Here is a 13432-nt window from a genome sequence, read left to right as displayed (position 1 = left end):
TTTAAAAATCTCGCAAATGCGAGATTTTTTTAATTTATGAAATTACATTCTTAATCAAAATTTAAGGAATTAAAATTAAACTCATTTTTAAGCCTTTTAAGAGCTTTTTTTGTTTTTAACAAATGTTGATAATTTTAAAACAAAATCGCTAAAAAGACTTTAAATCAATTGATAAAACCGTAAATTTGAGTTCAATAAGTTCGTTCTGTAAGACGGATTTCATCAACCTAAAAAATTAATAATTCACTTTTATAATGAGCGAAGACAAAAAAAATAATTATGATGCTTCCAGTATTCAGGCATTAGAAGGAATGGAGCATGTAAGAATGCGTCCATCTATGTATATTGGCGATGTTGGTACCAGAGGTTTACATCATTTAGTATATGAAGTTGTAGATAATTCTATTGATGAAGCAATGGGTGGTTATTGTGATACGATTAATGTTACTATTAACGAAGATAATTCTATTACCACTAAAGATAATGGACGTGGAATTCCTGTAGGTATTCACAAAAAAGAAGGCGTTTCTGCATTACAAGTTGTGATGACAAAAATTGGTGCTGGTGGTAAATTTGATAAAGATTCCTATAAAGTTTCTGGAGGATTGCATGGTGTTGGTGTTTCTTGTGTAAATGCATTATCACAACATTTAACAGCAACCGTTCATAAAGAAGGGAAAGTATGGCAACAAGAATATTCTCAAGGAAAAGCGTTGTACCCAGTGAAAACAATTGGAGAAACGGATTTTACGGGAACTATTGTTACTTTTTCACCAGATAAAACAATCTTTACACAAACCACTGACTACAACTACGATACGCTGGCAACGCGTATGCGCGAATTGTCTTATCTAAATAAAGGAATTACAATTACTTTAACGGATAGACGAAGCACTGATGATGAAGGAAATTTTACAACAGAAACTTTTCATAGTGATGAAGGTTTACCTGAATTTATTAGATACCTAGATTCAACACGTGAGCAATTAACGGCGAATGTGATTTCTATGGAAGGTGAAAAAAATGGAATACCGGTTGAAGTTGCGATGGTATACAATACGTCTTATGCAGAAAACCTACATTCTTATGTAAATAACATTAATACCCATGAAGGTGGAACGCATTTATCTGGTTTTAGACGTGGTTTAACTGGAACATTAAAAAAATATGCTGACAACTCTGGATTACTTAAAAATGTAAAATTTGAAATTGCTGGTGACGACTTTAGAGAAGGTTTAACTGCAATTATATCTGTAAAAGTTGCAGAACCACAATTTGAGGGACAAACTAAAACTAAATTAGGAAATAGAGAAGTAACTTCTGCGGTTTCGCAAGCAGTTTCAGAGATGTTAACTGATTATTTAGAAGAAAATCCTAATGATGCTAAAATAATAGTTCAAAAAGTAATTTTAGCAGCTACAGCAAGGCACGCAGCGCGTAAAGCTCGTGAAATGGTGCAGCGTAAAACAGTCATGAGTATTGGTGGTTTGCCTGGTAAATTATCTGATTGTTCAGAAACAGATCCAGCACAATGTGAAATTTTCTTAGTTGAGGGAGATTCTGCAGGTGGAACAGCAAAACAAGGACGTGATAGAAATTTTCAAGCCATTCTTCCACTTCGTGGAAAAATCTTGAATGTTGAAAAAGCAATGCAACATAAGGTTTTTGAAAATGAAGAGATCAAAAATATGTTTACGGCTTTAGGTGTTTCTATCGGAACAGAAGAAGACCCAAGGGCTTTAAACTTATCTAAAGTTCGTTACCATAAAGTGGTTATTATGTGTGATGCCGATGTAGATGGTTCTCACATTGCAACACTTATTTTAACATTTTTCTTTAGATATATGAGAGAAATGGTAGAGCAAGGATATATCTACATTGCTACACCCCCTCTATATTTAGTGAAAAAAGGACAAAAAAGAGAATATGCTTGGGATGATAACCAACGCGACTTAATTGCTCAAAAATTAGGAGGTAGTGTTAACATTCAAAGATATAAAGGTCTTGGAGAGATGAACGCAGAACAACTTTGGGACACAACCATGAATCCTGAATTTAGAACCTTAAGGAAAGTTGTCATTGATAACGCAACTGAAGCAGATAGAGTTTTCTCAATGTTAATGGGAGATGAAGTTCCACCGAGAAGAGACTTTATTGAAAGAAATGCCAAGTATGCAAATATAGACGTTTAATACACTAAAACCCATACAGCTTGAGCACACTTCTATCCATGAAGTGTGTTTTTTTCTTTATATTAGCACAAGATTTAATCAAATTTTAATAATTACTAATCAAAAAACTACAATAATGAAAAAGTGTAATTTAATTTTTATGGTCGTATTTACCCTGTCATTCGCCACAAAAGCCCAAGATGGTTTTGAAGGAATTCTTCTTGCTGAAGGAAGTGATGTAAACAAATTAATGGAAGGATATTTTGCTCCAGCCATGGAAGGATTTATCTATGGCATGAATAATGGATGGGCTCACACAGCAAAAGTTCATAAAGTACTTGGTTTTGATTTAACTATAGGGCTAAGTGCTTCTGCGGTTCCCTCTGAAAGAGAAATTTTTAGTTTAGCTGGTCTTTCTTCGATCTCCGGAGCTAATTCTGCACCCACTTTTGCTGGCGAAGATACTCAAACTGCATTGACAGTAACAAGAACACTAACAATTCAGGACGCCAGTTCTCCAGCATTTGGACAAACACAGACTGTAACTGCAGATTTAACAATGCCAGGAGGTATTAAAGATGATTTAATATTGAATTCTATACCAGCTCCTATTGTTCAGGTAAATGTTGGTTTACCTTGGGAAATGGAAGGTATGTTAAGATTATTACCTAAAACTGACGTTGGTGATGATGGTGGTCAAATAAATATGTTAGGATTAGGTCTTAAAAAAGAAATTACAAGCTGGTTTGGGCCAATGGAAAAAACACCTTTACATGTTTCTTTGTTAGCTGCTTACACTAAAATGAATGTTACTTATGGAATTGAAGATGTAAATTCTGGCGATTTAACTATTAATAATGGTGGTGCAGAATTTGACTTAAAAGCATTTACTGTTCAAGCTATAGCATCTTTAAACTTTCCAATAATAAATTTATATGGTGGTTTTGGATATAATAGTGGAAGCTCTTCTTTATCTATGAAAGGAACTTATCAAGGTAATTATAACTATTCAATTAATGGTCAACAATATACAGAAACAATTGCTTTATCTACTCCAGACTTAAGCTTTAATGCAAGTGGATTGTCTACTACTGTAGGAGCTAGATTAAGTTTAGGATTCTTTAAAATATTTGGAAGCTACACTTTACAAGAATATAATACTTTAAATGCTGGTATTGCAATTAGTATTAGATAAATAAATTATAACCCTTATTTTAAAAAGACATCAATTTTTGATGTCTTTTTTTATGATATATCACATTAAAATATTTTTAAAATTGTATTTTTACACCACTAAAATATCATAAAAATAAAAAACAAAAAAATTATGAAAGTTACCGTAGTTGGAGCAGGCGCAGTGGGTGCAAGTTGTGCAGAATACATAGCAATTAAAGATTTTGCTTCTGAAGTTGTTTTATTAGACATTAAAGAAGGGTACGCAGAAGGAAAAGCAATGGACTTAATGCAAACAGCTTCTTTAAATGGTTTTGACACAAAGATTACTGGAAGTACAAATGATTATTCAAAAACCGCAAATTCTGACATTTGTGTAATTACTTCTGGAATTCCTAGAAAACCTGGAATGACTCGTGAGCAATTAATTGGTATCAATGCAGGAATTGTAAAAACAGTTTCTTCAAGCTTAATTGAACATTCTCCAAGCACAATTATCATTGTTGTTTCTAACCCTATGGACACAATGACTTATTTAGTTCATAAAACTACTGGCTTACCAAAAAACAGAATTATTGGAATGGGTGGTGCTTTAGATTCTGCTCGTTTTAAATACAGATTGGCAGAAGCTTTAGGAGCTCCTATCTCTGATGTTGACGGAATGGTTATTGGAGGTCATTCTGATAAAGGAATGGTACCTTTAACTAGATTAGCTACTCGTAACTCTGTACCTGTTTCTGAATTTATTTCTGAAGAAAGACTAGCGCAAGTTTTACAAGACACCAAAGTTGGTGGCGCAACTTTAACTGGTTTATTAGGTACTTCTGCTTGGTATGCTCCCGGAGCTGCAGTTAGCGGATTAGTGCAAGCCATAGCCTGTGACCAGAAGAAAATATTTCCATGTTCAGTTTTGTTGGAAGGTGAATATGGTTTAAATGATTTATGCATTGGAGTACCTGTTGTTTTAGGTAAAAACGGAATTGAAAGCATTGTTGAAATTAATCTGAGTGATGATGAAAAAGCTCACATGCAAGAATCAGCAGCTGGAGTTTCTAAAACAAACGACTTATTAGAATTATAAAATACCGTTAATTTTATTTCAATAAACGGACAGTAAAAAACCAGCTAAAAAGCTGGTTTTTTATTATAATCAATAATTTTATATTTCGCTTTTAATCCCGTAATTAAGAAAGACCCGAAATAACACCATTATTATCAATCGTCATATTTTCTGAAGCTGGAATAGAAGGCAAACCAGGCATTCGCATCATTTTTCCTAATATAGGTATAATAAATTGTGCGCCCGCTGCAATTTCAATTTCTCTCACCGTTACAGTAAACCCTTCAGGTCTTCCAATTAAATTCTCATTATCTGAAAAAGATTTTTGTGTTTTAGCCATACAAATAGCAAAATCATTAAATCCTAATCTATCTATTCTTCTTAAATTTAATTGTGCTTTCTTACTATACTCCACATTTTTTGCTCCGTAAATTTCCTTAGCAATCGTTTCTATTTTTTCAGTAACTGGAGATTTCCAATCGTATAAAGGTTTGTATTTAGTAGCTTTATTTTCTACTACACGTACAACCGCCTTTGCTAATTCTTTAGTTCCTTCTCCTCCTTTCGCCCAACCTTCAGATAAAACTGCCTCTACACCCAAACTGTTACATTTTTCAATAACAAAACTGACCTCTTGATCAGAATCAGAAATAAAAGAATTAATGGCTACCACGGGTTCAATATTATATTTTCTAATATTCTCTATATGCTTTTCAAGATTTCTAAAACCTTCAATAACCTTAGCTAAATTTGGCGTATTATATGCCTCAGGTTTTGCACCTCCATGATGACGTAACGCCCTAATTGTAGCCACCAAAACAACGCATTTAGGGTTCAAATTGGCAAATTGAGACTTTATATTCAAAAACTTCTCTGCACCTAAATCCGCCCCAAAACCTGCTTCTGTAACCACATAATTAGACAAAGACAATCCCATTTTAGTAGCAATAATTGTATTCGTCCCTTGGGCTATATTTGCAAATGGCCCTCCGTGAATTATTGCAGGGTTCTCTTCTAGCGTTTGTACTAAATTAGGTTTTATAGCATCCTTTAATAAGATTGCCATGGCATTTTCAGCTTTTAAATCACGCGCAAAAACTGGTGTATTATCATATCTAAAACCTATAAAAATATCACCTAACCTTTTCTTCAAATTACTTAAATCTGAAGCCATACATAAAATAGCCATCACTTCTGAAGCTGGTGTAATATTAAAACCATCTTGTCTTGGAACTCCATTTGTGGTGCCACCTAGACCAATGGTTATATCCCTTAAGGAACGATCATTCATATCTATAACCCGTTTCCAAAGAATTGTTCTAGGATCGATGTTTAGATTATTGGTTTTACTTTGTATGTTATTATCAATTAAAGCAGACAATAAATTATTAGCTTTTTCAATAGCATTAAAATCGCCAGTAAAATGTAAATTAATATCTTCCATTGGCACTACTTGCGAATATCCCCCACCAGCGGCACCGCCTTTTATTCCAAAAACAGGACCTAAAGATGGTTCTCTTAAAACGACTGTAGCTTTTTTTCCTATTTTATTTAAACCTTCGGTTAAACCAATAGAAACAGTTGTTTTACCCTCACCTGCGGGAGTTGGCGTTAATGCAGTTACTAACACTAAATTATTTTCAGCAACCTTGGCGTCGTTAATTAAAGAAAGGGGGAGCTTCGCTTTAAACTTTCCATACATCTCTAAATCATCTTCATCAACCTTTAATTTTTTCGCAATATTTTTTATATGCTGCAGCTTTTTTGCTTGCGCAATTTTAATGTCAGATAAATGTGTCATATTTATAATTTAAGTATCGTTATATTATCAATTTCAGCAAATAAATATAGTCAATTTTTGGAGTTCATAATATATTAATATTATGCCACTATAAAATTACGAATTACACAACAAAACTATTAATTCACACCACTAAATAAGATTGTACATTTCAGAATTTGAAAGCAATATTTTTATATATTTGGCAGATGAACGCGAAATGGTACATTAGTACTTTATTTTTAATATTTTCTCTTTTCGGAGCACTTCAAGAGCAGGTGTCAATACCTAATCAAGAGATTGTGCTAGAATTTGTTGATACTAAAATCAATAGGCAAAATATTGAAAATACAATTGCTAACGTAAGAAAAAAATTACGAAATATTGGTGCTTCTAATATCTCCTTAAGAGAAACTAAAAATGGCACTTTAAAAATTTCTTACTTTAGCATTGTTGACGTTGAGAATATTAAAGAAGCTATAATAAAAGGTAATAAATTTGTTTTAGATAAAAACACTGAAAACAAAAATAAAAACAATACCACTTCTGATTACAGCATTGATATTTATGAGTTAACAAAGAGCTCTGACATCTCTAATTTAGATTTCAAGTTTGTTTTTGAAATCAAACAGCATTCTGATAGATTTACAACTGATAATTATTTTGCTTTAATAAAAAAAAGAACACTATGTAAAAGAGATCAACTTTTTAAGATTACATATAAAATATATAAAAATAATCCTTTTACTAAAGATAAAACTTCACACGAGGAGCCAGAAGTCAGAGCTGGACCAAAAAACTACAATAGCTAAAAAATGTAATCGTTTATATTTTTTCATGCCCCCTGAAATTAATGAGTATCCCACTCATATTAACAAAAACAATCAAAAAAAATAATTGTCAGGTTCTACGAGAAGCTATATATTTGCTCGTTTTTAAAAAAACTTTGACTTTAAAATAAATACAAAATGCAAAACAAAGGACTTATAAAATTATTTGCAATCCTTTTTGGATTGGTAAGTTTATATCAATTATCATTTACTTTTTTAGCCAATAAAGTAGAAGATGATGCAACTACTTACGCTAAAAGTAAAGTAACAGAAAATGACGCAAGACAAAAAGCTACTTTTGAAAGAAAGTATTTAGACAGTGTTGCCAATAAAAACATCATAGATATTGGTGTTGCAGCGTATAGCTACAATGATGTAAAAGACAAAGAAATGAATCTTGGTCTTGATTTAAAAGGAGGTATCAATGCAATTTTACAAGTTTCTGTAAAAGAAGTTTTAAAAAGTTTAGCTAATGACTCTAAAAATGAACCTTTCAATAATGCATTAAGCGCAGCTGATGAAAGACAGAAGAATAGTAATGCAAATTACTTAGACTTATTTTTTGAGGAATTTGAAAAAATTGCAGGAACTACAAAGTTGAGTGATCCATCTATTTTTGGAACAAAAGCTTTAAGCGAAAAAATTTCTTTTGATGAAGTGAATGCCACAGTTAAAGAAACTTTACAAGAAGAAATCAATAGTTCGATTGGTACTGCTTTTGAAGTATTAAGAAGTAGAATTGATAAGTTTGGAGTTACACAACCTAATATTCAACGAATTGGAAATTCTGGTAGAATACAAATTGAATTGCCAGGAGCTAAAGATATTGAGCGTGTTACAAAGTTAATTACAAGTAAAGCTGAATTACAGTTTTGGGAGGTGCACACAAACGCAGAAGTTCAAAATTTCTTCTTTGCAGCAAATGCTAAAGTTGCTGAATTATTAAAAGACGATTCTGCATTAGAGAAAGAAAAAGATTCTGTTAAAAAAGATGATATTGACGATTTGTTAGGTGAAACTGCAGATTCTACGAAAGTTCAAAAGAATTTATTTACGTACTTATTCCCAAATGTTGCACAGTCTCAACAACAGCCGAGTTCTTTAGTTGCACGAGCTAGAGTTTTAGATACAGCAACCGTAAACAATTTACTTGCCAAAAAAGAAGTAAGATCTTTATTGCCAACTGAATTAAAGTATGCTAAATTTTTATGGGATTACAAATCTACAGATGGAAATGATGGTTCAGAATTAATTGGTTTATATGCAATTAAAGGGAATAGAAATGACAAACCGACTATTGAAGGGGATGTTATTTTAGATGCAGGTCAAGTATTTGATCAATTAAACAAACCAGAAGTAAGCATGACAATGAATAGTTCTGGAACAAAACAATGGGCTAAAATGACCGCTGATAATGTTGGTAATTTTGTTGCCGTTGTTTTAGATGATTATGTTTATACTGCTCCTTCTGTAAACCAAGCCATTACAGGTGGAAGAACTTCTATCTCTGGAGGCACCATGACCGTTGCAGAAGCAGAAGATATTTCAACAGTTTTAAAAGCAGGTAAATTACCAGCGGCAGCAAGAATAATTCAAGCAGAAGTTGTTGGACCTTCTTTAGGACAGGAATCCATTGATGCTTCAATAAATTCATTTGGTTTAGCAATTATTTTAGTTTTACTATGGATGCTTTTATACTATGGTAAAGCTGGTTTATATGCTGATATTGCTTTAGCAGTAAACATCTTATTTATATTCGGAATTTTATCATCCTTTAATGCTGTGTTAACGTTACCTGGAATTGCAGGTATCATTTTAACAATTGGTATGTCTGTAGATGCTAACGTAATTATCTTTGAAAGAATTAAAGAAGGGTTATTCAAACAAAAAGGATTAAAACAATCTGTAGAAGAAGGTTTCTCTGTAAAAGGAGCTTTATCTGCAATTATTGATGCAAATATTACTACTTTATTAACAGGTATTATTCTATACATTTTTGGTACAGGACCAATTAAAGGTTTTGCTTTAACCTTAATGATTGGTATCGCTACTTCTTTATTTACCGCTGTATTTATTACCCGTATTTTAATTGACAGATCTGTAAATAAAGGAACTAATTTAACTTTTAATACTTCAATTTCTAAAGGTTGGTTCCAAAATATAAATGTGGAGTTCCTGAAGAAACGTAAAATTGCTTACATCATTTCTGGTGCAATTATTATTTCAGGAATTGTTTCTATATTTTCTATCGGATTAAAGCAAGGAGTAGATTTTAAAGGAGGACGTTCTTATGTCGTTCGTTTTGATCAAGATATGAATGCGACAAAAGTTGCTTCAGATTTAAAAGACGCTTTCGGCACGGCTCCAGAAGTAAAAACGTATGGTTCAGATAATCAATTAAAAATAACAACAGTATATAAAATTGATGAAGAAGGTCAAGAAGTAGATGATCAAGTTCAAAGTGCTTTATTTACAGGATTAAAAGAGTATTTAGGAACTACTTCATACAACGACTTTAAACCTGGATTTGAAAAAGAAGGAGCTGGAGTTATGAGTTATATGAAAGTAGAACCAACGATTGCAGATGATATTAAAACATCAGCTTTATATGCAGTATTTGGCTCACTACTAGTAGTGTTCTTGTACATCTTATTAAGATTTAGAAAAGTATCTTTCTCAATTGGAGCAGTAATTGCAGTTTTCCATGATGTTTTAATTGTGCTAGGGGTATTCTCTATTACTTACAACATTATGCCTTTCGACATGGAAATTGGGCAATCATTTATTGCTGCGATACTGACAGTGGTTGGTTACTCTCTAAATGATACCGTGGTAATTTTTGATAGAATTAGAGAGTTTGCAGGCTTGCACCCAAATTGGAAATACAGTGACGTAGTAAACAAGGCATTAAGTTCTACCCTAGGAAGAACTATAAACACTTCTTTAACAACATTATTAGTAATGTTAGCAATCTTCACATTTGGTGGAGATTCTATTAAAGGTTTTATGTTTGCTTTAATTATTGGTGTAGCTGTAGGTACCTATTCATCATTATTTGTTGCAACACCAATTATGTATGACACTTCTAAAAAAGAAGAAAAAAAATAATTATATCTTAAACAAATTAAAACCGTTTTTAATTCCTGAATGTCAGATTAAAAACGGTTTTTTCATTCAAGATATAGCGCCTATATTTGTATTCTCATGAAAATTATTAAACTTCACGACTTATACTTTAAACCTTACATCCATAAAGGTGAAATTTCTGCAATTGTAAAATTTCTAGCCCAACAAGTAAAATCAGATTTACCAAAAGATGAAGTTCCTCTATTTATTGGAATTTTAAATGGATGTTTTCTTTTTGCTGCAGATTTCATAAGAGAATTTAATGGAAACTGTGAAGTTTCATTCGTAAAACTAGCCTCCTATGAAGGCACTTCTTCTACAGAAGACGTAAAACAGCTAGTTGGTATTAATGAAGATTTAACAGGAAGAACTGTAATTATATTAGAAGATATTATCGACACTGGTAATACGCTTCAAGAAATTTATAATATATTTAGAGACAAGAACTTAAAACAACTAAAAATTGCAACGCTATTTTTTAAGCCAGATGTATTTAGAAAAGAATTACCAATAGATTATATCGGAAAAAGTATTGAAGATAAATTTATTGTTGGTTACGGTTTAGATTACAATAATTTAGGTAGAAATTACCCAGCAATATATCAATTATCAACACAACCAAAAATGAAAAATATTGTATTATTTGGTCCTCCAGGAGCAGGAAAAGGAACACAAGCAGAATTTTTAAAAGATATTTACAATTTAGTACATATCTCTACTGGTGATGTCTTCCGTTTCAACATTAAAAACAAAACTGAATTAGGTTTGTTAGCCAAAAAATATATGGATGAAGGAGATTTAGTACCTGATGAAGTTACCATTAATATGCTAAAGGCTGAAGTTGAAAAAAATGCAGATGCGAAAGGTTTCATTTTTGATGGTTTTCCAAGAACAGAATCTCAGGCAGAAGCTCTAGATGTTTTTTTAGCTCAAAAAGGTGAACAAATAAACGGAATGGTGGCTTTAGAAGTGCCGGAAGATACCTTAGTATCTCGTTTATTAGAAAGAGGAAAAACTAGCGGTAGAATAGATGATACTGATGAAGTAAAAATCAGAAATCGTTTTAACGAATACAATACCAAAACAGCTATTTTAAAAGATTATTTTGATGCTCAAAATAAATACTATGGAATTAATGGTGTGGGTTCTATTGAAGAAATTACACAACGAATTTCAAAAGTATTTAATACTTTATAAATCGTTTTATAACTAAACTTTTATTCTTAGACAGTTTAACAAACAAACGCATACACAGAAAAAATGACTGAAGGAAATTTTGTCGATTACATAAAAATATACGCTTCCTCGGGAAAAGGCGGACAAGGTTCTGTGCATCTTCACAGAGAAAAGTTTATTACCAAAGGTGGACCTGATGGTGGAGACGGTGGTCGTGGAGGACACATTATTTTGCGTGGAGATAAAAATATGTGGACGTTATTTCATCTAAAGTTTAAACGCCATTTTAGAGCAGAAGGTGGAGGGGCAGGAAGTGCAAGTAGAAGTACAGGTCATGATGCAGAAGATATTTATATTGATGTTCCTTTAGGCACAGTAATTAGAGATGCTGATACTGACGAAATTATTTTAGAAATTACGGAAGATCAAAAAGAAGTAATTTTATTAAAAGGAGGAAAAGGTGGTCTTGGAAACTGGAATTTTAAATCATCTACAAATCAAACACCTAGATATGCACAACCTGGTATTGATGGATTAGATGGTTGGTTTCGAATGGAATTAAAGTTATTGGCTGATGTTGGCTTAGTTGGTTTCCCAAATGCCGGAAAATCAACTTTATTATCCGTTTTAACAGCTGCAAAACCTAAAATTGCAGACTATGCTTTTACAACCCTAAAACCAAACTTAGGAATTGTAGAACACAGAAATCATCAAACATTTGTAATAGCAGATATTCCTGGAATTATTGAAGGTGCTGCAGAAGGAAAAGGATTAGGTCATCGTTTTTTAAGACATATAGAACGTAACTCTGCCTTGTTATTTTTAATTCCTGCGGATAGTGATGATATCAACAAAGAATATGAGATTTTGTTGAATGAACTAAAAAAACACAATCCTGAGTTATTAGATAAAGATAGATTGTTAGCCATTTCTAAAACAGATATGTTAGATGATGAATTAAAAGCAGAAATTAGAGCGGAGTTGCCAAAAGGTGTGAATACCATATTTATATCATCGGTAGCTGAAATTGGCCTACAAGAATTGAAAGATAAACTTTGGGATATGTTGAACTAAGCAACACAGTTGTATTTTTATCAGGATAATTCTACAATTAGAAACTCATCCCTTTCTTGTAAAAGAGCAATTAGTCTTTTAACAAAATCCTAATAGGTAATTTATACTTTGTAGTTACTGGAATTCCTCTTTTAATAGCTGGATAAATAGCAGATAATTTCTGAACACTTTGTTTAAGTATACTATCTAATTGAGGCAATTGCTGTTTTAAGTTCTCTGTGGAGGAAATTTCTTGAAGAATAATTTCTCCTTTTGAATTAATTACAACGTCCATAAAAACAACTTCATCGATAGAATCTTTTACTGTGAAGGGAAATTTCTGCAGCTCCTCTCCTATTTTTTTGTGAATGGTATTTCTAAAGCAATTGGATTTTTTAGCTTTATCAATAAGAGAATCACATACTTTAAAAGACGGAGAAAAATCAACTGAGGTAAAGTCAACAATGGTATCTAATACTTGCTTTTTATCCTTTTTTGAAAAAGGTAACTTATCGCAGGAAGTACAATAAACAACTATTAATAAAAAAGAAAAAAAACGCAACAACATCATTTTAAATTATTATGTGAAAATAGTGAATTAAAAAATACCAAATCAATTTTTATTTTTTCTTTCTTCTTTTTTCCTTCTTACTTTTCTCCAAGTTTTTGTTCGTTCTAAATAAACATTCTATAGACCGCAGTCGAGGTAATTTTGACCCTTTATTTTCACCAACCTTCTTCTTTCTAGAATGATCCGTTGTTGCTAGTTATTCTTCTACTTTTCCAAATTTTTCAGCAAATTATGCTCTTGTCTATAGTCTAAATACAAGCTCACCCATTGATGTTTTAAAACCAGGTGTAAATATTTTATAGACATCATTTCCTATTGACCTTCACCTAAATAGTTAACTTAACAAATAGCACTAAAAAGGAAATCTAAACTAATTTTTTAGTTTAGAAGATGTAACAAAAACCTCATAAAAGAGTTATATGAATAGAAATCGTTGTTCCTAAAGAAAAATAATTAGAATAATCTGATTAAAAATAAGTATTAAAAACAGAT

General features: G+C 31.9%; 9 protein-coding genes. 7 read left to right on the top strand and 2 right to left on the bottom strand.

Translation table 11 applies throughout. The annotated features are described in order from the left end of the window. The first annotated feature begins 254 nt into the window (after nt 1-254). From gyrB to mdh, 3 genes are all read left to right on the top strand, one after another. On the top strand, nt 255-2192 hold the full coding sequence (gene gyrB, locus BLT88_RS03340; protein ID WP_036787382.1) for a DNA topoisomerase (ATP-hydrolyzing) subunit B: 1938 nt from the start codon (nt 255-257) through the stop codon (nt 2190-2192). Between the two features lie 115 nt (nt 2193-2307). Next, nucleotides 2308-3366, top strand: coding sequence for a DUF6588 family protein (locus BLT88_RS03335; RefSeq protein ID WP_036787384.1), 1059 nt, complete (start codon nt 2308-2310; stop codon nt 3364-3366). 132 nt (nt 3367-3498) lie between these two features. Continuing rightward, nucleotides 3499-4425: a malate dehydrogenase gene (mdh, locus tag BLT88_RS03330; RefSeq protein ID WP_091952986.1), complete on the top strand. Its 927-nt coding sequence runs from the start codon at nt 3499-3501 to the stop codon at nt 4423-4425. A 103-nt stretch (nt 4426-4528) separates the two neighbouring features. Here mdh and BLT88_RS03325 read toward each other — a convergent pair whose 3' ends face one another. Then, nucleotides 4529-6205: a formate--tetrahydrofolate ligase gene (locus BLT88_RS03325; RefSeq protein ID WP_091952985.1), complete on the bottom strand. Its 1677-nt coding sequence runs from the start codon at nt 6203-6205 to the stop codon at nt 4529-4531. Between the two features lie 158 nt (nt 6206-6363). On the opposite strand from BLT88_RS03325, the gene BLT88_RS03320 reads away from it, so the two are divergent. From BLT88_RS03320 to obgE, 4 genes are all read left to right on the top strand, one after another. After that, entirely contained in the window at nt 6364-6996 is a 633-nt protein-coding gene (locus tag BLT88_RS03320; protein ID WP_157691117.1) for a hypothetical protein, read from the top strand. Between the two features lie 156 nt (nt 6997-7152). Beyond that, a complete protein-coding gene (gene secDF, locus BLT88_RS03315; RefSeq protein ID WP_091952982.1) occupies nt 7153-10122 on the top strand; it encodes a protein translocase subunit SecDF in 2970 nt (989 codons plus the stop codon). A gap of 96 nt (nt 10123-10218) precedes the next feature. After that, complete coding sequence (locus BLT88_RS03310; RefSeq protein ID WP_091952980.1) at nt 10219-11337, top strand: adenylate kinase; 1119 nt, start codon at nt 10219-10221, stop codon at nt 11335-11337. A 63-nt stretch (nt 11338-11400) separates the two neighbouring features. Continuing rightward, the gene (gene obgE / locus BLT88_RS03305) at nt 11401-12390 is read left to right on the top strand and encodes a GTPase ObgE (protein ID WP_091952979.1); all 990 of its coding nucleotides are present in this window, start codon (nt 11401-11403) and stop codon (nt 12388-12390) included. Between the two features lie 70 nt (nt 12391-12460). Here the strand turns inward: obgE and BLT88_RS03300 are convergent, their stop codons facing one another. Next, nucleotides 12461-12937 carry a hypothetical protein gene (locus BLT88_RS03300; protein WP_091955639.1) on the bottom strand — a complete coding sequence of 159 codons (477 nt, stop codon included), beginning with the start codon at nt 12935-12937 and terminating at the stop codon, nt 12461-12463. Nucleotides 12938-13432: the final 495 nt, after the last annotated feature.

The organism is Polaribacter sp. Hel1_33_78 (assembly GCF_900106075.1).
Lineage (GTDB): Bacteria > Bacteroidota > Bacteroidia > Flavobacteriales > Flavobacteriaceae > Polaribacter.
The sequence above is the reverse complement of the archived record's forward strand: the minus strand, read 5'-3'. Positions and strand labels throughout refer to the sequence as shown.